The sequence below is a fragment of the Psychrobacter sp. SC65A.3 genome (genome assembly GCF_025642195.1).
GTDB lineage: Bacteria > Pseudomonadota > Gammaproteobacteria > Pseudomonadales > Moraxellaceae > Psychrobacter > Psychrobacter cryohalolentis.
Window position 1 is genome coordinate 2,332,153 of record NZ_CP106752.1, and the last position, 23,507, is coordinate 2,355,659.

Below are 23,507 nucleotides of genomic sequence, written 5' to 3' on the forward strand. Positions count from 1 at the left end.
TTAACGTTGGGGGTTTATCTAGGAATAGAGAGCTGACGATGACCTACTCTCACATGGGCGAACCACACTACCATTGGCGCGACGATGTTTCACTTCTGAGTTCGGGAAGGGATCAGGTGGTTCCATCGTGCTATTGTCGTCAGCAAAGGGGGTTAGATATGAGTCTGTTATTATTGTTTTGACGTCAAGATATTATCTATTGGTCGACCAACTTGTAACCTAACTGAATCAAGGTTAAAGGTGATATCGAAATTATATATTCTATAGCCTAGGCTATACAAGATAGATTAATTAGAGCTTTCATACAAACCACTTGGGTGTTGTATGGTCAAGCCAAACGAGCAATTAGTACAGGTTAGCTACACACATCGCTGTGCTTCCACACCCTGCCTATCAACGTCGTAGTCTTCAACGGCTCTTTAGGGAAATCTAATCTTGAGGTGGGCTTCTCGCTTAGATGCTTTCAGCGATTATCCCATCCGAACGTAGCTACCGGGCAATGCCACTGGCGTGACAACCCGAACACCAGAGGTTCGTCCACTCTGGTCCTCTCGTACTAGGAGCAGATCCTCTCAAATTTCCAACGCCCACGGTAGATAGGGACCGAACTGTCTCACGACGTTCTAAACCCAGCTCGCGTACCTCTTTAAATGGCGAACAGCCATACCCTTAGGACCTGCTTCAGCCCTAGGATGAGATGAGCCGACATCGAGGTGCCAAACACCGCCGTCGATATGAACTCTTGGGCGGTATCAGCCTGTTATCCCCAGAGTACCTTTTATCCGTTGAGCGATGGCCCTTCCATACAGAACCACCGGATCACTAAGACCTACTTTCGTACCTGCTCGACTTGTGGGTCTCGCAGTTAAGCGCGCTTTTGCCTTTATACTCTACGACCGATTTCCGACCGGTCTGAGCGCACCTTCGTACTCCTCCGTTACTCTTTAGGAGGAGACCGCCCCAGTCAAACTACCCACCATACATTGTCCTCGGTATTGTTATACCTGAGTTAGAACCCCAACATGACCAGGGTGGTATTTCAAGATTGGCTCCACAAACACTAGCGTGTCTGCTTCAAAGCCTCCCACCTATCCTGCACAAGTCAGGTCAAAGTTCAATGTAAAGCTGTAGTAAAGGTTCACGGGGTCTTTCCGTCTAGCCGCGGGTACACAGCATCTTCACTGCGATTTCGATTTCACTGAGTCTCTGCTGGAGACAGCGCTGCCATCATTATGTCATTCGTGCAGGTCGGAACTTACCCGACAAGGAATTTCGCTACCTTAGGACCGTTATAGTTACGGCCGCCGTTTACTGGGGCTTCGATCAAGAGCTTCGCTTACGCTAACCCCATCAATTAACCTTCCAGCACCGGGCAGACATCACACCCTATACGTCCACTTTCGTGTTTGCAGAGTGCTGTGTTTTTAATAAACAGTTGCAGCAGCCTGGTATCTGCGACTGCCAACAGCTCAAGGAGCAAGTCCTATCACCATCGGCAGCGTACCTTCTCCCGAAGTTACGGTACCATTTTGCCTAGTTCCTTCAGCAGAGTTCTCTCAAGCGCCTTGGTATTCTCTACCTGATCACCTGTGTCGGTTTAGGGTACGATTCGTTTATAACTATTGCTTAGAAGCTTTTCCTGGAAGCATGGTATTTGCCACTTCGCTGTACAAGTACAGCTTGCTATCAGATCTCAGCATAATGACAGTCCGGATTTGCCTAAACTGTCTGCCTACATCCTTTCACCTGGACAACCAACGCCAGGCTGACATAACCTACTCCGTCCCTCCATCGCATTATAAACAAGTATCGGAATATTAACCGATTTCCCATCGACTACGCCTTTCGGCCTCGCCTTAGGGGTCGACTCACCCAGCCCCGATTAACGTTGGACTGGAACCCTTGATCTTCCGGCGTGCGAGCTTTTCACTCGCATTATCGTTACTCACGTCAGCATTCGCTCTTGTGATACCTCCAGCATGCCTTACGACACACCTTCACAGGCTTACACAACGCTCCCCTACCACTTGAAAACAAATTCAAATCCGCAGCTTCGGCTCCTAGTTTGAGCCCCGTTACATCTTCCGCGCGGGCCGACTCGACTAGTGAGCTATTACGCTTTCTTTAAAGGATGGCTGCTTCTAAGCCAACCTCCTAGCTGTCTATGCCTTCCCACCTCGTTTCCCACTTAACTAGGAATTTGGGGCCTTAGCTGGCGGTCTGGGTTGTTTCCCTCTCCACAATGGACGTTAGCACCCACTGTGTGTCTCCCGGATATCACTCATCGGTATTCGGAGTTTGCATCGGTTTGGTAAGTCGGTATGACCCCCTAGCCGAAACAGTGCTCTACCCCCAATGGTGTTCGTCCGAGGCGCTACCTAAATAGCTTTCGGGGAGAACCAGCTATCACCGAGTTTGATTAGCCTTTCACCCCTATCCACAAGTCATCCCCTAGCTTTTCAACGATAGTGGGTTCGGTCCTCCGGTGCCTGTTACGGCACTTTCAACCTGCTCATGGATAGATCACTCGGTTTCGGGTCTATGCCCTGCAACTAAACGCCCTATTAAGACTCGGTTTCCCTACGGCTCCCCTAAACGGTTAACCTTGCTACAGAACATAAGTCGCTGACCCATTATACAAAAGGTACGCGGTCACCCTAATAAATTAAGGCTCCCACTGCTTGTACGCACACGGTTTCAGGTTCTATTTCACTCCCCTCACAGGGGTTCTTTTCGCCTTTCCCTCACGGTACTGGTTCACTATCGGTCAGTCAGGAGTATTTAGCCTTGGAGGATGGTCCCCCCATCTTCAAACAGGATTTCTCGTGTCCCGCCCTACTTAATATGTTAACGCTAATGTTTCGAATACAGGACTATCACCTACTACGGTCAGCTTTCCCACGCTGTTCTTCTACATTAGCATTAATCGGCTTCTCCCCGTTCGCTCGCCGCTACTTGGGGAATCTCATTTGATGTCTTTTCCTAAGGGTACTGAGATGTTTCACTTCCCCTCGTTTGCCTCTTGTACAAGTACAAGATACCTACCTTATGGTAGGTGGGTTTCCCCATTCAGAAATCTCCGGATCACAGGATATTGCCGCCTCCCCGAAGCTTATCGCAGGCTGTCACGTCTTTCATCGCCTCTGACTGCCAAGGCATCCACCATGTGCGCTTCATTACTTGACCATACAACCCCAAGTAGTCTTTCTCTAACCTTTATTACTAAAGATAGGAGTTAGATTTCTAAGTGCTATATAAGTCTAATTATGATAACGATATCACCTAATTTTATACGCTTGATTCAGTTCTCTTTACTTTTTTAATAACTCACCACTGGGATAACAACTGATGTCGTTAAGTAGTGAGTTATTAAGGTTAGAAACAACGCGTGAACACGTGTTCCTAACCCAGACTCATATCTATGTTTTTAAATAGTCTCTGTGCTCTCGTCGAGTCACAGATTCTGTATAAAACAGAAAGAAGTAATCTTGTCTTTACTAAGACGAATCACTTGTTTCTATTTGATACCTATTTATTTATTAGCATCTAAAGAATAGTTTATTATGTGGTGGAGCCAAACGGAGTCGAACCGTTGACCTCCTGCGTGCAAGGCAGGCGCTCTACCAACTGAGCTATGGCCCCTAATAATGGTAGGCCTGGGCAGACTTGAACTGCCGACCCCCGCGTTATCAACACGGTGCTCTAACCAGCTGAGCTACAGGCCTGTACGAGGCATATACCTCTAGCTAATAAACTAGCTTAAACTAAAGAACAACTTGTTGTGAATTCTTGCTGACCGAATGCCATCTATAAGGAGGTGATCCAGCCGCAGGTTCCCCTACGGCTACCTTGTTACGACTTCACCCCAGTCATCAACCACACCGTGGTGAACGCTCCCCCGAAGGTTAAGCTATCCACTTCTGGTGCAATCAACTCCCATGGTGTGACGGGCGGTGTGTACAAGGCCCGGGAACGTATTCACCGCGGCATTCTGATCCGCGATTACTAGCGATTCCTACTTCATGGAGTCGAGTTGCAGACTCCAATCTGGACTACGATAGGCTTTTTGAGATTCGCATCACATCGCTGTGTAGCTGCCCTCTGTACCTACCATTGTAGCACGTGTGTAGCCCTGGTCGTAAGGGCCATGATGACTTGACGTCGTCCCCGCCTTCCTCCAGTTTGTCACTGGCAGTATCCTTAGAGTTCCCGGCTTAACCCGCTGGTAACTAAGGACAAGGGTTGCGCTCGTTGCGGGACTTAACCCAACATCTCACGACACGAGCTGACGACAGCCATGCAGCACCTGTATTCTAATTCCCGAAGGCACTCCCGCATCTCTGCAGGATTCTAGATATGTCAAGACCAGGTAAGGTTCTTCGCGTTGCATCGAATTAAACCACATGCTCCACCGCTTGTGCGGGCCCCCGTCAATTCATTTGAGTTTTAACCTTGCGGCCGTACTCCCCAGGCGGTCTACTTATTGCGTTAGCTGCGTCACTAAGTCCTCAAGGGACCCAACGACTAGTAGACATCGTTTACGGCGTGGACTACCAGGGTATCTAATCCTGTTTGCTACCCACGCTTTCGAGCCTCAGTGTCAGTATTATGCCAGAAGGCTGCCTTCGCCATCGGTATTCCTCCAGATCTCTACGCATTTCACCGCTACACCTGGAATTCTACCTTCCTCTCACATACTCTAGCTCAACAGTATCAGATGCAGTTCCCAGGTTGAGCCCGGGGATTTCACATCTGACTTATCGAGCCACCTACGCTCCCTTTACGCCCAGTAATTCCGATTAACGCTTGCACCCTCTGTATTACCGCGGCTGCTGGCACAGAGTTAGCCGGTGCTTATTCTGCAGCTAATGTCATCGTCTCCGGGTATTAACCGAAGAGTCTTCTTCACTGCTTAAAGTGCTTTACAACCAAAAGGCCTTCTTCACACACGCGGCATGGCTGGATCAGGGTTTCCCCCATTGTCCAATATTCCCCACTGCTGCCTCCCGTAGGAGTCCGGGCCGTGTCTCAGTCCCGGTGTGGCTGATCATCCTCTCAGACCAGCTACAGATCGTCGCCATGGTAGGCCTTTACCCCACCATCTAGCTAATCCGACTTAGGCTCATCTAATAGCGAGAGCAGTAAACTGCCCCCTTTCTCCCGTAGGTCGTATGCGGTATTAATACGAGTTTCCCCGTGCTATCCCCCACTACTAGGTAGATTCCTAAGTATTACTCACCCGTCCGCCGCTCGACGCCTGATAGCAAGCTATCATCGTTTCCGCTCGACTTGCATGTGTTAAGCCTGCCGCCAGCGTTCAATCTGAGCCATGATCAAACTCTTCAGTTTAATCTTGCTATGAAGTCCTTTAAAGAGACTTCTAAACTTGGCTCATCTAATCTGGCAAAATCGCTAAAAATTATGTTCGTAATGAATTAACTTTGAGTTTTTTTACTGTCTTAAATGATAATTTTTATAGTTAGAATCCTATCGAAAAGATAGTCAACCAACTTTATTTTTTAGCATTCTGAATCAGCAAAAATCCACACAAGTTGTTCTTTAGTTATGCTTTTAAATAATGTCTCTACTGTCGTCCAGTAAGAGTATTCTGACTAAATGTGCTAAACCAATCTGGCTTATCCTATTTAGCGAGCTGACCATCATATCATGTTTTAATAGTCTGTCAACTTCTTTTCTTAATTTGTTTCTTTAAGTTAACTGGTTAGTTATTGTGTAATCACACAGTAGCTGATTCCGGTTCGTCTTAATGAGGTGCGTATTATAGACGCTTTAATTAGTAAGTCAAGAAGTAAATTATTTTAATTTGAGTTAACTTAAAAGTAATTTTTCCGGTTGGCTAAATTGTCTAAGCGGTAAACCACTCCAACCCGCCTTCCTCTCCGACTGGGTGGCAGTATACGCTGTTTTAGTAGAGGGTCAAGGGATTATTAGGGTTTATTTTTACTTGGTTGAAAACACTAGGCTTGGCATTCAATGCAAGATTCCATTAAGAACAAAGACTTTTCGTCCATTTCCCTACTTTATTACCGCGAACACATTGATATTGCACCCCATACTGTACCCATTGCCAATTTAAATCAGACGGCTTGCCTTTTAAGGTAAAACTAATACGGTAACGTTCTGCACTCACACTATCATCCATGAGACCAGAACGGGTAATGACAACAACCGCTGTCTTAGGCTGCGATTTTGATGGATAGTAAAAAGCTTGTGCCAAATCATAATCCGCATCTATCTCGTTAATACTACTATTGATTAGCTTAAGCTTTTCAAGACCACAAGCAATCAGCCCTTTTTTAATAGAGCATGGTGCTGATGCGGAAGTTACTGCATTACCATTGATGTTTAAATGCTTAAAATTAGCTGGATTGGCAGCTTCAGCGCGAGATATTGTACTTACTGAATTACTAGTAGTGGCATATGTAGAAACTGAAATAAATGACAACGAAAATAAAGCGCTTGCCATCAAACCTCTTAACAAATTGTTTGAGGTCCTTGAAGCAGGTAATAGGCGATTAAAAATAGGTAAGTTCAGCATAATAACCTCAGCTTAGTTATCAAATGGCGTTATAGGAAGGCTCATCGTATAAACTTTATATAGATTACAGACAATAGCATTGGATAAGGCTTTAATATTGCACCCAATCAATAGCTATTTGTAGTGTTTTATTTTAACTTTTCTATTGTTGTGGTTATCTCTATCAGAGCTATATTTCAGTGCCCAATAGATTCGAAAACTAATACGCAAACAAAAACCGCCTATTAAAAAATAAGCGGTTTTTGTTTGCGTGTCTTAAGTTAATATTTACTATAAAAAGCTATAGTATTAACTGGTCGCTTTGGCTTGTAAGGTGCTAAAAATACCTGACAAGGCATAAATAACACCAATCGCTAAAATGCCGACTGGAATATCATATAACACGATACTCATGACCAATACACCAACGATAAGCACCACAAAAGGGACTTTCTTCTTATCAAACTCTTTAAAACTATAGTATTTGACGTTGCTAACCATCAGCAAACCGCAAATAACGACCCAAGCAGCAAATAAAAACATCACAAGCGTATCGTATTGTCCGATCCATTGATTGTGATCAACGGCAACCATAACAGCCGCTGTGACCAAAATAGCGGCAAGCGGACTGGCCAAACCAACAAAGTATTTTTTATCGACCTCACCAATCTGAACGTTAAAACGCGCTAGACGGAAGGCGGCACAGGCAGTAAAGACAAACGCACAGCCAAGCCCAATACGACCTAATGGCTGCAAAGCAAAGCTATAAATTAAGATTGCCGGTGCAACACCGAAGGCTAACATATCGGCAAGCGAATCATACTGCTCACCAAAGGGGCTTTGCGCATTAAGCATACGCGCTACCCTGCCATCTGCGCCATCCAAAATAGCCGATAAGAAAATCGCTAAAGAGGCTTTATAAAACTCACCTTGGGTACTGGCTAAAATAGAATAAAAGCCTGACAGCAGCGATAAAGTGGTGATTAAGTTGGGTGCTAAATAAACACCGCGACTGACCACCCGCTTACCTTCAGCGACTTCTGCTTCAATCACCTCGAACGTCAGCCCATCATAGTTCTCATTATCCGCCAAGCGAATATCGAAATCATGCTCATCCATAAAAGGCGGTTGAGTGGCAGCGCTATCTTGTAATAAGGGCTCTTTAATCAAACCGTCATTCATCACTTTATCAGTGACCAGACTACCCTTTGCAAGACTATTTTTTTCAAGGCTACGTGATGATTGATCAGTCGTCATAACAATATCCTTATTCGCCAACCAACCAGCGGACGGTGGTTGCACTATCAGGTGTTAAATCTGGTGCATCAGCAACTTTTAATACAGGCTGTAAGAAACGTAGTATCTCACGCGCTTGGTTATCGAACTGCCATGGCGGATTGATCACAAGTAGCCCTGTACCGTTTAGACCGACAGCGATATCTTTAGGATAAATATTTAGCTCACAAACCAGCTGACGTCTCATCTCAGTACGCTTGAGCTTTTTATAGAACAGCTCAACCGCATCGATGTTCTTGATTGGGAACCATAATGCATAAGTGCCTTGTGGCCACTTGTTATAAGAATGCACCAACAAATCGATTAGACGCGTGAAGTCTTTATGCTCCTGCTCGTAAGGAGGATCTAAAAATATCAAGCCGCGCTTTTCTTTTGGCGGAATCACGGCAGCGATACCTTCAAAAGCATTGCGATGATGAATACCGATTGGCAATTTATGTAGCTGATAGTTCAGTGCATCATATTCACTGGCTTTGGCTTCAAACGCTTCACCGCGCACGCCAGCATCTGGATTTTTTTCAACATGATGGGCAATCCACCATGGCGAACCCGGATAGACTTTTTTGTCATAGGTAAAACGGGCTTGCTTAATGCCTTCCATATAGTCTTTGATGGCAGCTGGTGCTTTTTCGACATCGGCTTTTACCAAAGCTTGGATACCGCCTTTGGCTTCACCAGTCTTGCGCGCCTCTTCACTGCCGAGCGAATACAGTCCACGACCGCCATAAGCATCAAGCACATAAAAAGGTTTGTTTTTTTGCCCCATTTGATTCAGTAGTTGTACCAATAGAATGTGTTTAACAACATCGGCAAAGTTACCAGCATGATAGGCGTGTTTATAATTCATAAGTTCAAAAGTTTAAATAAGAAAAATTGCATCTATGGTAGCATAGGATGGCTAAAAGATAACGATGGTTTTGGTAAAAAGGCATAGATTGATCGGGTAAAGGTATAGATTGACAGTGTAATGACAGATAATGGACGATAGCGAGACAAAATGACGAAGATTATTAGCAATCTTGATGTGACAACGTTGGTGGTTGATAATCCAATAAGTAAGGAGAATCCGCCACTGTTATCTGTACATCCTACTAACTATAATAATCAGGCGCCGCCCACCCAACATTTATTACAATCCTCTGATTTTGCGGTTAATTGGGAACACAAGCTGACAGATAAACAGTTGGATACGTTTGTTGATGATGGTTGGCTCATTATTGACGATGTCTTTGCACGAAAAGCCTTATTAGCACTGCAAGCGGAAAGTGGCTTTATTGACTATCGTGATGCCCAGTTGACTGCCGGTATTCGTATCAGTGATATTCGCGGTGATAAAATACGCTGGATTACCAAAGACTTTTTTGCAGGATTTCATTATCTACACAGTATCAATGCGCTTGCTGCTTTATTCAATCAAAGCTTGTACGCTGGTATTCGCCATAGCGAGGCGCATTATGCTTGTTATCCAGTAGGTTTTGGCTATCTATGGCATAGTGATAATCCGGATGGACGTAATGAACGCGTTATCTCGGCAGTGTTTTATCTTAATGATGACTGGACAGCGAATGACGGCGGCGCGCTAGAAATCGTTGATAAACATGGTGTCCATCATAATGTAATGCCTGTCGCTAATAGGCTTGTAATATTTGATAGTGACTTACAACATCAAGTGCAAATCGCCCATCGTCAGCGCTACTCTATCGCGACTTGGATGCGCCGTGATGGCTTAGTACCTTTTATTGAAGACGTTATTTAAGTACTGTAATATTCATAAAGACTCTCTTGCCAGCTACATCTAACCATACTATCTATCCCTCTATAATAAAAAAGGCTTCCCATGTCAGATTTTGATAAAAACTTAACTTCTCAATCTCATCAGCAAGCAACTCATCAACAAGCAACATTGGACTTAAGTATCGCCTTACTTGAACGTCCTTCTGTCACCCCAGATGATGATGGCTGCCAAGACATATTGTCTGAACGGCTGACACAAGCAGGCTTTGAATGTGAATTTATGTATTACGGTGATAGACAGGCAAAAGGCGAACACGCTGAGGTTAAAAATTTATGGGCGCGCCGTGGTACTACCAATCCTGTGATTTGCTTTGCCGGTCATACTGACGTCGTCCCAACAGGCGATGAAAAAAACTGGACTTATCCGCCATTTACGCCAACTATTGCAGATGGCTATTTATGGGCACGCGGTGCTGCGGATATGAAAACTGGCATTGCCGCTTTTACCGTCGCTGCTGAGCGTTTCGTTGCCAATCATCCTGAGCACAATGGCTCTATTGCTTTTTTAATCACCTCAGATGAAGAAGGCCCTTCTATTAACGGCACAGTCAAGGTAGTAGAAGCGCTAGAAGCGCGCAATGAGAAAATTACGTACTGCTTGGTTGGTGAACCATCAAGCACGGATACATTAGGCGATATCATCAAGAATGGTCGTCGTGGCTCACTCGGCGCAGTACTTACCGTCACTGGTAAACAAGGTCATGTTGCCTACCCGCACCTTGCCTCAAATCCCATTCATGCGGCTATGTCGGCACTCACAGAACTGACCAATGCTACTTGGGATAATGGCAATGATTACTTCCCTGCGACTTCACTACAAATATCTAATATCAATAGTGGAACGGGCGCGACCAACGTCATTCCTGAAACCTTAGAAGCTGTATTTAACTTCCGCTTTTCAACAGAAACGTCTGAAGATGAACTAAAAGCAAAAACCCACGCTATCTTTGATAGATATTTCGCTGATAGCAAAGCAGCTTATGATATTCATTGGAAATTATCTGGTCAGCCTTTTTTGACGCCTGAAGGTAAATTGGTCTCAGCATGCCAGCAAGCGATTAAATCTGTGACTGGAACCGATACGACATTATCAACTTCTGGCGGCACATCAGATGGACGCTTTATTGCACCAACGGGTGCGCAAGTGGTCGAACTTGGCGTGCGTAATGCCACTATTCATCAGGTTGATGAAAAAGTTGAAGTAGATGACTTAGGGAAATTGGCGCAGATTTATGAAGGGATTTTAGAGAATTTACTATTAGATTAATAAGCAATAGTAAAAAAAGCGCCATCTCATACGGATGGCGCTTTTTTATTATAGATATTAATTACTTACTCAATACCAATATACAGCTCGACTTGACCATATTCTAACTTACCCTCAACGTAACGCTCAAAGTCAACGTTATAAGTTCGAGTATGCTCACAGCTTGGATCATTGAAATACGTCCACGCTTTTTCCCATGCATTCATCACGGTATTAGGCATGTTACCGTATTCAGAAAACACCATGTATTTTCCTGCAGGAATAGTGACCGTTGTTAGGTTGCTTGTATTTTTATTCTTAGTAGCTTTGACAGTATTGGTCGTATCGTCATTGTCTGACTGTTTTTGATGACTTTCCACCTTCCAACTCGCAACCACATCAAAAGCGCCTACATCATCACTCTCATAGTTATGATAGATACCATAGATATCCTGACCCTTTTCAAGTTGGCTCACGTGATTCTTGTAAAAACTTTGCCATAGCTTGCCTAACTTTGCCGTTTCATGGCTGATTTCATCGGTGTTGGTGGTACGTACGCTGATGCCTGTGCAAGTTTGTACGTCGGTTAGTTCTTGGATTGGTGCAGTCATGAGACAATATGTCCTGTTTTCATTTGAGATTATGTTTATTAAAGCTATGTTTGTTATTAAGGCTATGCTAATTACTAAAAAATAGTCAAAAGATCAATCTAGTCAGCTTCGTCGATCCAATTCATCTGTATCGCTTCTAAGATACCTTCATTGGAGCGTTGGGGATCATCGTCAAAGCCTTCAAGCTCCGTCACCCAGCGATGCAAATCCGTAAAGCGAATATACTGCGGATCGGTCTCTGGGAATTTTTCATAAAGCTCAATAGCGATATCTAAGCTGTCTGTCCATTTTAACTTCTGCGGGGTCATAGTAGCTCCTTATGTTTTCAATTATTTTTATAAAATAGCATTATAAAATATATATGCGCTATCCTACCAAAATTCATCATAGGATTATAGGCAAGTTGGTTACGCAGCCTTTGTTGATTTAGTCAACTCAGTAGATTGAGCAGCTTTAATCGCCACTTGATGCTGATTCCATGACTCAATAACTTCTGTCAGCTGCTCACTCGTCATATCTAGCACCCCAGTTGCGCACTTACCTTGCTTATTGGTTAAAACAAACTTGGTCATACCCACTGCCATCAGCTGGTTTTTAACAAAAAATCGATGCTCAAAATAGACATATTTTTTATCCCAACCGACAAGCATACTATTGACTGTTATCTTATCTAGAAACTTAATTTGTTTAAGATAGACCATCTCCTGCATAGCGATAATCCAGCCGAGATTTTTAATCCCTTTTTGATGACAGCATGACATAAGCCATTTGGTGATATTTAGCTCAATAAAAGATAAATATCGATAATTAGGCAGATGATCGCGAAAACCCATGTCATGTGGTAATACCCGATACTGACGCACAGTTGGTGCTGTCAATGTCTCAATACTCAGGTGATTGCTTGTCGATTGCTGCTTAAGTTGTTGTTTGAGTAGGCTTACCATAATAAAGAAACGCAGCAGCATATTCATAAGAAACCTTCTTATTTTATAATATTGATAATGAGAAAATACATTGTAGATAGCTTTAGATGGGCAATACTCTAACGCAAAAAAAGCCACCTCAGTGACTTTTTTATGTGAAAGCTTCTGTTTAAAAAATGATGTGTAAGACCTATTTTAAAGATTAATGACCAGCGCCGTTGATACTACGTACCATCTCTTCGACCATCTTCTTCGCATCACCAAAGATCATCATGGTCTTGTCCATATAGAATAAGCTGTTATCTAGACCGGCATAACCTGTACTCATAGAACGCTTGATAACCATAACCGTTTGGGCTTTAGTCACTTCTAGAATTGGCATACCAAAGATTGGCGATGTCGGATCATCTTTCGCAGATGGGTTTACCACGTCATTGGCACCGATAACTAATACCACATCCGTACTCGCGAAGTCCGAGTTAATCTCATCCATCTCTAAAATATCATCATAAGGCACATCGGCTTCTGCCAATAGGACGTTCATATGTCCTGGCATACGACCGGCAACTGGATGAATGGCAAAACGAACATTAACGCCTTCTTCTTTTAACAGCTCATACAATTCTTTTACAGCGTTTTGTGCACGACCTTGCGCCATACCGTAACCTGGGACAATCACCACACTACTAGCATTTGCCATAAGGAAGCCAGCATCTTCTGCTGATCCTGCTTTGTAATTTTTCGGCGCGCCATCATCGCCGCCAGCTGCGACCGCTGATGTACCCATACCACCAAATAGCACGTTAAGCAATGAGCGGTTCATGGCTTTACACATGATATAAGATAGAATCGCACCTGACGAACCAACTAATGAACCTGCGATAATCAACATCGAGTTGCCAAGGGTAAAACCAATACCTGCTGCTGCCCACCCTGAAAATGAGTTCAGTAGAGACACAACCACTGGCATATCACCGCCACCGATTGGGGCAATCCACATCCAGCCAAAGATGACCGCAATTACTGCCATCGCATAGAAGGCGGGTAATGAATCAGTAACGAAGTACACGCCACCAAAAGCAATCATTGCAATAAATAGTAGTGCTTGTACTGGTTTGACCCAACTACCAACCAAGGTTTTAGCCCAGCTCTTAGCTGCCAATTTACCAAAGGCAAAGACAGATGCTGAGAAAGTAATCGCACCGATGAAACAACCAATAAACAATTCAACACGAGCAACCGCGCCATGCTGTTGTTCAGTATGCAGTACCGTTGCTAATGCAATCGCCACCGCTGCCAAACCAACAAACGAGTGCATCAAAGCCACGGTTTCTGGCATTTGGGTCATGGCGACCGTCTTTGCTTTCCACATACCGACGATAGCACCCAATACCATCGCACCGATGATTAACCAAAGCACTGGACCTTCTGCTAGGAAGAACGTTGTTACAACGGCAATCGCCATGGCAACCATACCCAATCGATTACCACGAATCGCCGTTTTTGGGCTAGATAAACCCCGTAACGTCAAAACAAAAAGAATGGCACCGACCAGATAAAACCAGTCCGCATTAGCCGCAATCATATTTGATAAGTCACTCATGCGTCACCCCCAGTATCCGTTGTTACTACTACTTTTTTCACTTTTGGCTTAAACATCGACAGCATACGCTCAGTCACGGCGAAACCACCAAAAATATTGATACTGGCTAAAAATACCGCAAAAGCCCCAAGTAAACTGGTCGGCGTAAATATCGAATTATCAATAGTGACGGTCTGTAGCATTGCACCGACAATAACAATACTTGATAAAGCGTTGGTTACAGCCATTAAAGGCGTATGCAGTGCAGGGGTTACACCCCAAACAACGTAGTATCCGACAAAGATAGCCAGTACAAATACGGTAAAAATCGCTACGAATGGCGTGCTACTCATGGCCGCACCGGCTGGCGCTGCCGCTAAAATAGTGGCAATCATCTTATCCTCCTAAAATTTGTTCGTGTCTGGCAAATGTACGATAATGAAAGTATCAAGACCTGAAATTTAGCACTTAGCGTTTAGCAAGACGTACTTGATTCTCATGCGTTACCGCTAATGCGCCTTGAATCTCATCTTCCATGTCTAAGTTGAGTGCCATTGTGTTTGCTGTAGCGTCATCTGTAGCGGCAGGCGCAATTAAAGTGGTGATAAAATTAACGAGGTTATTGGCATACAAGTCTGATGATTGCGCCGCCAACTGTGAGGGAATATTAGCTGCACCGACAATACGCACGCCATTTGACGTCGTAATCGTTTCATCAGGGACACTGCCTTCAACGTTTCCACCAGTGCCAGCAGCCATATCGATCAGTACCGAACCAGCTTTCATCTTAGCAATGGTTGATTGGTGTACCAAACGCGGCGCTTGACGACCCGGAATCTGTGCAGTCGTAATGACGATGTCAGCATTGCTCAAGGCTTTATCAACAATAGCAGCTTGGTCTTTGATATATTGCTCAGATGGCGTCCACGCATAGCCGCCTGTAGATTTAGCTGTCTCAGCCTCCTCCGCACTCATCGGGACATCAAGCCATTTACCACCTAATGACTCCACTTGCTCGCGAGCGGTCGGACGTAAATCACTGGCTTCAACGACAGCACCTAAACGCTTCGCCGTCGCAATCGCTTGTAAACCCGCAACCCCAACACCTAGAATAACGACTTTGGCAGGCTTAACCGTACCAGCTGAGGTCATAAACATCGGAAACGGACGCGAATATTCATTGGCAGCGAGTAACACCGCTTTGTAACCGGCAAGGTTGGCTTGTGAAGACAAGACGTCCATATTCTGTGCGCGTGATAAGGTGCGTGGCAATAGCTCCATGGCAAAGGCGGTAGCCCCTTTAGCAGCATAAGTATCCATTTGGGTATTACGATAGGGATCAAGCATGCCGATAATAATTTGACCAGACGTTAAACTAGCAGTCGTTGACGTCGGCAAATCATTGACGGTAGTAATAATCTGAGACTGTGTGACGACGTCAATGCTACTATTGGCAATATCAGCACCCGCAGCCTGATATAATTCATCCGCATAATAAGACGCTTGACCTGCACCTGACTGGATGACAACCTCAAACCCAAGTTTGCGTAACTTTTTTACCGCGTCTGGGGTTAATGCCACCCGACTCTCGCTTGCGCTCTCTGCACTAATAACACCAATTTTCATACCGTCTCCTTACGTCTAATGACTACTTTTAATACCCTAACGCACCTCTAAAAAGCACAGGGGACAAAAAAATCTTTGGTCAGGGTTAGCTTAATACTTAAAACCAAAGATTATCAATTTAATAAATGATAGCTCGTTTGCCATCATGCCGTTTTATTATAGATATATCGTCTGCCAACTTTCATTGTCTAATGATGACCCGCAAGTAAAATAAAAGTTAGCTATTTATAACATTATCATAACTTTTGTTGTTATATTAAAAAATTTTATTTATTCTTAAGTAGCTTGAAGCCTTTAGGCTATTGGCTTACACGAGTTATCACAATGCCTATAATAGTTGATATATGTCCATGATGAGGCTTAAAAGTACAAAACAGCCACGCGTAAGTCAAGTTAAACCTGTAGGTATCGTATAATGAAAAAGCTTGAAACGTTAATGGAGTGTCTATCACTTCACTATAATAAGGAATAATTATGTATTTTTTACTCTCTCCTGCCAAATCTTTGAATGAAACAGATACTGCCCCAGTGGATATTAGCAGCTACTATAGTCAGCCTGAGCTAATCGAACACTCGCAAGCATTGATGAAAATACTGAAGTCGAAGGAGCCGATCGATTTACAAGAGCTTATGAGTATCTCTGATGATTTGTCGCAGCTAAATGCTAAACGCAATCAAGATTGGGCTTGGAGTGATAACGAACTGTTTACGGATGACAATGCCAAACCAGCTGGTTATTTGTTCGATGGCGATGTTTATACTGGACTTGATATGTATAACATGGATAAAGACACCGCCATTTACGTCAATGAACATTTGGGTATCTTGTCCGGTCTTTATGGCGTGCTAAAGCCACTGGATTTTATTCAGCCGTATCGCTTAGAGATGGGCACCAAGCTGAAAAATGAGCGTGGCGATAATTTATACGAGTTTTGGGGCGAAGAAATCACTGAGATTATTAATAAGCGCATGTCTGATAGCGATGACAAAGTTTTGGTTAACTTAGCTTCTAATGAATATTTTAAAGTGATAAAAAAGAAAGTGCTGAATGCGGAAATTATCACGCCAAGATTTGAAGATGAAAAGAATGGGCAATATAAAGTGATTAGCTTCTATGCTAAAAAAGCACGTGGACTGATGGTGAAATATGCTGCGGATAATAAACTGACCAATGCTGAACAGCTAAAGCAATTTGATTTAGCGGGATATTATTACTGTGAAACCGGTTCTGATGATAAGACGTGGACGTTTAGACGGGATGAAGTGAATCAGTAATATTTAATGCTTTTATGATACACATAAAAAACCCCGATAAGCTCAGCCTACCGGGGTTTTATTTGAACTAGGTTTAACAAGTACGTTATGACAAAGTCATACTTCTAGCAAAAATCGATTTGTCGAGGAAGACGCGCGAAAATAGTACCTATTGTACATTGAGCACGTCTGACAAAGAGAAATCGCTTTGTAGTAGAAGTAAAATTACATCATACCGCCCATTCCACCCATACCGCCCATTCCACCAGCACCGCCCATGCCAGCCATACCGTCATCGCCTTGCGGTAAATCAGTAATCATGACTTCAGTGGTTAGCATTAGACCGGCAACAGATGCTGCGTTTTCTAGCGCTGAACGTGCTACTTTGGCTGGATCAAGAATACCCATCTCTAGCATATCGCCATATTCGCCAGAAGCTGCGTTGTAACCGTAGTTACCAGTACCGCTCTTCACTTCGTTTACTACCACTGAAGCTTCTTCGCCAGAGTTGGTCACGATTTGACGTAATGGTGCTTCCATCGCGCGACGTAAGATATTGATACCAGCGTTTTGGTCGTCATTATCACCGCGTAGCTCAGACAATGCATTCATGGCACGAACTAGCGCAACACCGCCACCAGGGACAACGCCTTCTTCAACCGCTGCACGAGTGGCATGTAACGCATCATCAACACGGTCTTTCTTCTCTTTCATTTCAGTTTCAGTCGCAGCGCCAACTTTGATAACGGCAACGCCGCCAGCCAGTTTAGCCATACGCTCTTGAAGCTTTTCTTTGTCGTAGTCAGACGTTGATTCTTCTACTTGACGTTTGATAGATTCAACACGGTTTTCGATATCCGCAGAGTTGCCAGCGCCATCAACGATAACGGTGTTTTCTTTACCGACAGTGACTTTTTTAGCCGTACCAAGTTGCTCTAAAGTAGCAGTCTCTAAACTTAGACCAATCTCTTCAGAGATAACCGTACCGCCAGTTAGCGTTGCGATATCTTCTAACATCGCTTTACGACGATCGCCAAAACCGGGTGCTTTAACGGCACAAGTTTTTAAGCCGCCACGCATGTTGTTGACAACCAATGTCGCCAATGCTTCGTTTTCTACGTCTTCAGCGATGATTAGCAATGGCTTGCTTTGCTGCATAACTTGCTCAAGTAATGGCACGATTTCGCGAATGTTGCTGATTTTTTTGTCAACGAGCAAGATATATGGATTTTCAAATTCAGCGGTCAAGCTGTCTTGCTTGTTCGCAAAGTACGGGCTGATATAACCACGGTCAAACTGCATACCTTCGACAACTTCTAAGGTATCTTCAAAGCTTGAACCTTCTTCAACAGTGATAACGCCTTGCTTACCGACTTTTTCCATCGCTTGCGCAATCAATTCACCGATTTTGGTGTCTGAGTTAGCAGAGATAGAACCAACTTGGGCAATCGCTTTTGAATCATCAGCTGGAGTAGATAGCAAATGAATTTGCTCAACAGCCGCACGTACCGCTTTATCGATACCGCGTTTTAGATCCATTGGGTTCATGCCAGCGGCAACTGATTTCATGCCTTCTTGCAAGATTGACTGAGCCAATACCGTCGCAGTCGTTGTACCATCACCAGCAACATCGTTGGTACGGCTAGCGACTTCACGGACCAATTGAGCGCCCATGTTTTCAAATTTGTTTTCAAGCTCGATTTCTTTAGCAACTGAAACACCATCTTTAGTGATGGTAGGTGCGCCAAATGACTTATCGATAACCACGTTACGACCTTTAGGGCCTAGTGTTACTCGTACTGCGTTTGCTAGAACGTTTACGCCGTCCATCATTTGTTTACGGGCATCAATGCCGAATTTTACGTCTTTTGCCATGTTAAATTACTCCACTATTATAAGTATGAGAATGCAATTAAATATTTCAATGATATTGTCAAAATGCGCTGAGTATAAAAATACTCAAAAAGGACTAGCCTTCTAACACACCCAATACATCAGATTCTTTCATAATCAATAGTTCTTCGCCGTCAACTTTCACGGTTTGGCCAGCATATTGACCGAACAATACTTTGTCGCCAGCTTTTACATCTAACGCGCGAGTTTCACCGTTGTCACGAATCTGACCGTTACCAGTTGCTAGCACTTCACCTTGTGAAGGCTTTTCTTGCGCTGAACCAGGAAGCAAGATACCACCAGCCGTTTTTGTTTCTTCTTCTATGCGGCGGACAACAATACGATCATGTAAAGGACGAATATTCATCAATATGTCTCCAATAATTGGTTGTTTAAGTTAAAAATTTATTTGGTTTGTTAGTCTCAACATCCTATCTTCAAAAGCCATCTTATAAAAATGCTTTTATTAAGATAAGCCTTGAGCTTGTTTCAAAAAGTGGGGGCATAGCGAGGTAGCTTCAAGTGTAAAGACCAAAAATTTACAAGAATTTCTTAATTAGAGGGGTGTTTGTCGATAAGCAATACTGAATCTCTGGGAGTATTATGCAATAAAGGCATTAAGTGAGTAATAATCCAGTAGAAAATACCAGTATTCTATACGCCTATTCTTACTAAATTTACAGCAAGTTACTCATAGGAGCGGCATTACTTAAGATAGTAACATCAACTACAAGAGCCAAACGTCAGCGTAAGTTCTCCCTCTTGAAAATGTAACAGATTATGACCATTATAAGCATTGAAAATATAATATTAGTTAACAGTAAGGTCGAATCGACTTAAATAAGTTATTTGATATCAATCTATTAAGGACTGTTCATGAGTTTTTCATTTACCAATAAAAAACCATCCATAACCGATTACAATGACAAAAATAACGGTAAGGTTAAATTCTTAACTGCGTTGACTACTGGAGCGAGCATAGCGGCTATCAGCGCTTTAAGTATGGCTGCACCAACGATTGCCAGTGCAAAAGACATTCAACCGTCGAGCGCCGACTATACGTTTACGATTGAAGACAAGTATAAAGGTACTGCCACTCGTGCTTTAGATAAGTCAGGCAACACATGGAAATATAATGTCGATGCACGGGTTGCCGGTATCGCAAGTGCTGCGCAACATAGTACATTTACTATCAACGGTAATGCGGTTGTTCCAACACAAGCCAGTACCACTTATAAACTACTGGGTATCGGTCGTACGCATAAACTCGATTTTAATTCCCGTAGTAAAAAAGTCGTGAGTAATTATAGAGGCAAGTCGACTACGTTAAATATGGCGCAGCAAGCCTTTGATGATTTGAGCCTTGAGGTGCAAATTCGCCAAGACTTGTTAAATAGTAAATTCTCTGGCAATTACTACATGGCAAAACATGACAAAATCGAAAAAACGCCGTTTAAAAAATCTGGTAATACCAAGATAACGGTCCCTGCTGGTACCTTTGATACGGTGCGTGTCGACCGTATCCATGATGACAATAGCCGTTCGACCAGTTTTTGGTTGGCACCAAGCTTAGATTACTTACCGGTAAAAGTAAGCCAGATTAATGATGGTAAGAAGATGGATTTAGAATTGTCTAAAGTGAACTAAGAGCCTAAACTCTACGGCTTAAAACATTAAAAAATCGGCATGCTAAATAGCATGCCGATTTTTTAATGTAAATTTTTTATTAAGCACTACAGAAAAATAGCATTTGAATAGATATCAATGACTTATGAGCGTGGCTGTTTAACCACATTATTCATCGAAGGTAGGCGCTTTAATAAGATAAACAGCCAGATATTAATCGCAAATAGTAGGACGAAATCAATGAAATAAACAGCGATTTCTGCCCAACTACTGCCATAAGCACGTGTGAACAATACAACCCCACTTGCCCCTAAATATACCAAAGTAAACATACTGTCTATTAATAGCGCATAAGGCGAGCGCCCGCGTAGTATCGATGGTGTTAAGACAAATGCTGGTACTAACCATAGCGCTTGCCATGCAATACCGCCGATAATATCAGGGTGACTAGGATTAAAGATATTGATCAAAAGAGGCAAAGCGAGCAATCGAAAGGTTAACCAAACCAGCCATGTCACCATCAGGCGCTGACGAACAGGCATAATCGGTTTCAACAGCTGGGTTGATTGACTGCTTGTTTCGGATATTTGCTGTTGACTGTCATCATGAGAAAGGTTAGTAGCCATTAGAGGTATGTATTTCCTAATTGTTCATGCCAAACAGTAATAGATGAGTGCATTAACGGCTCCAGTTAGCTTGCGCTAATGCAGATGCCGTAATCGCTAAACGACGCCCTTGAGCGATGCCAAGCTCGCGTTCATCAGCAGATACAGGCTGATCATGGGAGGCGCCGCTCACATGACTGGCACCATAAGGTGAACCGCCACGCGTGGTACGGTTTAAAGCAGGTTCAGCATAAGGCACGCCCACAATCATCATGCCATGATGTAACAGTGGTAACATCATCGTCAGTAGCGTCGTCTCTTGACCGCCATGCATAGAGCCTGTTGCGGTAAATACTGACGCTGGCTTGTTCTGTAGATTGCCTGCCAGCCAAATAGTGACGGTATTGTCCCAAAAATACTTCATGGGCGCGGCCATATTACCAAAATGGGTTGGGCTACCAAGTGCCAGACCGCTGCAATTTTTTAGATCTTCCATCGTGCAATACAAATCACCGTCGTCCGGTATCGCAGGCTTGCTTACCGTGGTTTCAGGTGCAACAGTAGGCACCGTACGGATACGCACGGTCATGCCCGCCTCTTCGATACCCTGAGCGATAGCATAGGCTAATGTCTTAGTCGTACCATAATTTGAATAATAGAGTACCAAAACATAAGGGGCGGTCTGACTCATTAGCAAAACTTCCTTATAAAATCGTTAACAGTAATATAGATATTGCCCATTATGCCCGAGTCATTCACTGACATGCAAACAAACCCTGCTACTTGGCAGCATACTTAACCTAGCAGCCAAGCAAATCATCTGCAGTACTTTACTTAACGACTCAATACAATCTAATGCATATTGACACAATTAACGCGCAGATTCAGACAGAGCATGTTTGTTACACTATCCGCACTCTATTATCCTTGTTAGATGGTCGTTATGGAAAATCTATTAAAAAAAATACCTTTTTTACACCAACGTTGGTTTCAGTTCCTACGTTTTTTGACGCGGCACTTTTTTGAGGATAACTGTCAGCAAAAAGCTGCATCATTAACCTATACGACTTTGTTGTCGATTGTGCCTATATTAACCGTACTGCTGATGATTTTGTCTTCAGTACCAGCACTTGCTTCAGTTAGGGCGCAGATTTATGAAGTCATTTATAGCAACTTGCTGCCACAATCGAGCTTGCAAGTCAGTAAATATATCAATAACTTCGCTGAAAAATCATCAAACCTCACCATCATTGGAGCGATGTTCTTACTTTTTACTACCATCATGACTTTGACCACCATTGAGCGCGCTTTCAACCAAATATGGCGCGTAGAAGATCGTTCTGGCGGCATGAGAAGTATGCTGCGCTATTGGACCATCGTCACGTTAGGACCCTTGGTATTGGGTACGGCATTCATCGCCTCAAGTGCTGTACAAAGCCTGAGTTTGTTAAATAGACAAATTGGCGGCTATGGTATTGATTGGTCGTTTTGGGTACAGATAGTATCCATTGCAGTTACGATCGCTGGTTTTATCAGTATGTATTGGTTTATTCCAAAAGCGCGAGTACCAGCAAAAAATGCTGCGATTGCAGGTGTCTTTGTAGCGATTGTCTTTGAGCTGATGAAACATCTATTTGGTACAGTGATGGCGAACTTTACCAGTTATGAAGCGATCTATGGCGCATTTGCTGCGCTGCCGATTTTCTTATTATGGATATATCTGTCATGGAATCTGATTTTATTAGGGGTTGAGATCAGCTATACCCTAACGATATTTGAGACAAAAGAGGTTTATCCGCGCCATCCATTTTTAAGCTTGCTTGATATGTTAAATCTCGTTTATACCCATCACTTAAAAGGCGAAGCGGTGAGCGAACAAGCGCTACGCAATGTCCTCGGACGTAAAGAGCTGCCAAAATGGTATACCTATATCAATTATCTGCAAGACAGCAACTTGATTACCATGACAGAAGATGAGCACTATGTACTCAAAAGAGATTTGAGCAAAATGACCTTGTGGGATTTTTATCGTACCCTGCCGTATCCATTGCCTATCAAAGATGAACTTGATGAGATGAGCCTAGAAGACCAAAAACCTTGGCTTAGCTTATTGGTTAATCGCTTTGAAAATACCGAAGCCTATGCCAAAGCACAATTGAATGTGCCGCTCGGTGCTATTTTTGCCCATAGTGAACCACGTAAGAAAACCTCTGATGACAAATCCACTAACCATAAAAACGAAAAGCTTCAAAAAGAGAAAAATGAGTTTTTTAGGAAATCTAGCGCAGCTACCTCCAGTCATTTATTACAAGAGCCTCTAGATAGTAAGGATGATATGCCGAAGTTTGAACCAGTCGCTTATGATAAGGATAGCGACATAGAGCGTGACGAGCACAATCGTGAAATTCTTATTCCACAAGACAGCATTGACGATAAAAATCAAATAAACGCTAATTTTTCTAATGCTAAACGCGATATTATTACTGAAGCCGATAACCCAAGATCGATTTGAG

Annotated in this window: 18 protein-coding genes, 2 tRNA genes and 3 rRNA genes; 5 read left to right on the forward strand and 18 right to left on the reverse strand. The window is 43.4% G+C overall.

Annotation, left to right across the window (positions count from 1 at the left end):
* Positions 1–30: 30 nt before the first annotated feature.
* The 8 genes from rrf to OEG80_RS09840 all read right to left on the reverse strand — a co-directional run bounded on the left by rrf (position 31) and on the right by OEG80_RS09840 (position 8,681).
* Positions 31–144 (reverse strand): 5S ribosomal RNA (gene rrf, locus OEG80_RS09805).
* A 180-nt stretch (positions 145–324) separates the two neighbouring features.
* A 23S ribosomal RNA gene (locus tag OEG80_RS09810) occupies positions 325–3,186 on the reverse strand.
* 380 nt (positions 3,187–3,566) lie between these two features.
* Positions 3,567–3,642, reverse strand: a tRNA-Ala gene (locus OEG80_RS09815).
* Positions 3,643–3,648: 6 nt separating this feature from the next.
* A tRNA-Ile gene (locus tag OEG80_RS09820) sits at positions 3,649–3,725 on the reverse strand.
* An 85-nt stretch (positions 3,726–3,810) separates the two neighbouring features.
* A 16S ribosomal RNA gene (locus OEG80_RS09825) occupies positions 3,811–5,349 on the reverse strand.
* The 16S, 23S and 5S rRNA genes sit together here with 2 tRNA genes alongside, the layout of an rRNA operon.
* A 658-nt stretch (positions 5,350–6,007) precedes the next feature.
* Complete coding sequence (locus tag OEG80_RS09830) at positions 6,008–6,487, reverse strand: hypothetical protein (protein ID WP_263240655.1); 480 nt, start codon at positions 6,485–6,487, stop codon at positions 6,008–6,010.
* A 360-nt stretch (positions 6,488–6,847) separates the two neighbouring features.
* Positions 6,848–7,795, reverse strand: coding sequence for a CDP-diacylglycerol--serine O-phosphatidyltransferase (gene pssA / locus OEG80_RS09835; protein WP_263240656.1), 948 nt, complete (start codon positions 7,793–7,795; stop codon positions 6,848–6,850).
* A 10-nt stretch (positions 7,796–7,805) separates the two neighbouring features.
* On the reverse strand, positions 7,806–8,681 hold the full coding sequence (locus tag OEG80_RS09840; RefSeq protein WP_011512902.1) for a 23S rRNA (adenine(2030)-N(6))-methyltransferase RlmJ: 876 nt from the start codon (positions 8,679–8,681) through the stop codon (positions 7,806–7,808).
* Positions 8,682–8,831: 150 nt separating this feature from the next.
* Between OEG80_RS09840 and OEG80_RS09845 the strand changes: the two genes are divergently transcribed.
* Positions 8,832–9,590 carry a 2OG-Fe(II) oxygenase gene (locus OEG80_RS09845; protein WP_263240657.1) on the forward strand — a complete coding sequence of 253 codons (759 nt, stop codon included), beginning with the start codon at positions 8,832–8,834 and terminating at the stop codon, positions 9,588–9,590.
* Between the two features lie 81 nt (positions 9,591–9,671).
* Complete coding sequence (dapE, locus tag OEG80_RS09850) at positions 9,672–10,895, forward strand: succinyl-diaminopimelate desuccinylase (protein WP_263240658.1); 1,224 nt, start codon at positions 9,672–9,674, stop codon at positions 10,893–10,895.
* Between the two features lie 65 nt (positions 10,896–10,960).
* Here the strand turns inward: dapE and OEG80_RS09855 are convergent, their stop codons facing one another.
* From OEG80_RS09855 to OEG80_RS09880, 6 genes are all read right to left on the reverse strand, one after another.
* Positions 10,961–11,485, reverse strand: a complete 525-nt coding sequence (locus OEG80_RS09855; RefSeq protein ID WP_263240659.1) for a GyrI-like domain-containing protein — start codon at positions 11,483–11,485, stop codon at positions 10,961–10,963.
* 98 nt (positions 11,486–11,583) lie between these two features.
* On the reverse strand, positions 11,584–11,793 hold the full coding sequence (iscX, locus tag OEG80_RS09860; RefSeq protein ID WP_011279849.1) for a Fe-S cluster assembly protein IscX: 210 nt from the start codon (positions 11,791–11,793) through the stop codon (positions 11,584–11,586).
* 99 nt (positions 11,794–11,892) lie between these two features.
* Positions 11,893–12,456 (reverse strand): acyl-CoA thioesterase, encoded by a 564-nt coding sequence (locus OEG80_RS09865; protein ID WP_263240661.1) that lies wholly within the window; start codon positions 12,454–12,456, stop codon positions 11,893–11,895.
* Between the two features lie 154 nt (positions 12,457–12,610).
* Positions 12,611–14,011: an NAD(P)(+) transhydrogenase (Re/Si-specific) subunit beta gene (locus OEG80_RS09870; RefSeq protein ID WP_413786612.1), complete on the reverse strand. Its 1,401-nt coding sequence runs from the start codon at positions 14,009–14,011 to the stop codon at positions 12,611–12,613.
* Complete coding sequence (locus OEG80_RS09875) at positions 14,008–14,343, reverse strand: proton-translocating transhydrogenase family protein (RefSeq protein WP_263242510.1); 336 nt, start codon at positions 14,341–14,343, stop codon at positions 14,008–14,010. Before OEG80_RS09875 ends, OEG80_RS09870 begins: the two co-directional genes overlap by 4 nt.
* 115 nt (positions 14,344–14,458) lie before the next feature.
* A complete protein-coding gene (locus tag OEG80_RS09880) occupies positions 14,459–15,616 on the reverse strand; it encodes a Re/Si-specific NAD(P)(+) transhydrogenase subunit alpha (protein WP_263240662.1) in 1,158 nt (385 codons plus the stop codon).
* A 474-nt stretch (positions 15,617–16,090) separates the two neighbouring features.
* Between OEG80_RS09880 and yaaA the strand changes: the two genes are divergently transcribed.
* Positions 16,091–16,891 (forward strand): peroxide stress protein YaaA, encoded by an 801-nt coding sequence (yaaA, locus tag OEG80_RS09885; protein ID WP_263240664.1) that lies wholly within the window; start codon positions 16,091–16,093, stop codon positions 16,889–16,891.
* A gap of 204 nt (positions 16,892–17,095) precedes the next feature.
* On the opposite strand, the gene groL is transcribed toward yaaA, so the two are convergent.
* On the reverse strand, positions 17,096–18,745 hold the full coding sequence (gene groL / locus OEG80_RS09890; RefSeq protein ID WP_011512893.1) for a chaperonin GroEL: 1,650 nt from the start codon (positions 18,743–18,745) through the stop codon (positions 17,096–17,098).
* Between the two features lie 94 nt (positions 18,746–18,839).
* The gene (locus tag OEG80_RS09895) at positions 18,840–19,133 is read right to left on the reverse strand and encodes a co-chaperone GroES (protein WP_025652227.1); all 294 of its coding nucleotides are present in this window, start codon (positions 19,131–19,133) and stop codon (positions 18,840–18,842) included.
* 506 nt (positions 19,134–19,639) lie between these two features.
* On the opposite strand from OEG80_RS09895, the gene OEG80_RS09900 reads away from it, so the two are divergent.
* Positions 19,640–20,410 (forward strand): DUF3108 domain-containing protein, encoded by a 771-nt coding sequence (locus OEG80_RS09900; protein ID WP_263240666.1) that lies wholly within the window; start codon positions 19,640–19,642, stop codon positions 20,408–20,410.
* Between the two features lie 122 nt (positions 20,411–20,532).
* On the opposite strand, the gene OEG80_RS09905 is transcribed toward OEG80_RS09900, so the two are convergent.
* A complete protein-coding gene (locus tag OEG80_RS09905) occupies positions 20,533–21,015 on the reverse strand; it encodes a hypothetical protein (RefSeq protein WP_020442832.1) in 483 nt (160 codons plus the stop codon).
* A gap of 52 nt (positions 21,016–21,067) precedes the next feature.
* Positions 21,068–21,685 (reverse strand): NAD(P)H:quinone oxidoreductase, encoded by a 618-nt coding sequence (gene wrbA, locus OEG80_RS09910; protein WP_020442831.1) that lies wholly within the window; start codon positions 21,683–21,685, stop codon positions 21,068–21,070.
* Positions 21,686–21,937: 252 nt separating this feature from the next.
* Here wrbA and OEG80_RS09915 point away from each other — a divergent pair, with 252 nt between their 5' ends.
* Entirely contained in the window at positions 21,938–23,506 is a 1,569-nt protein-coding gene (locus tag OEG80_RS09915) for a YihY family inner membrane protein (protein WP_041752973.1), read from the forward strand.
* Position 23,507 lies beyond the last annotated feature (1 nt).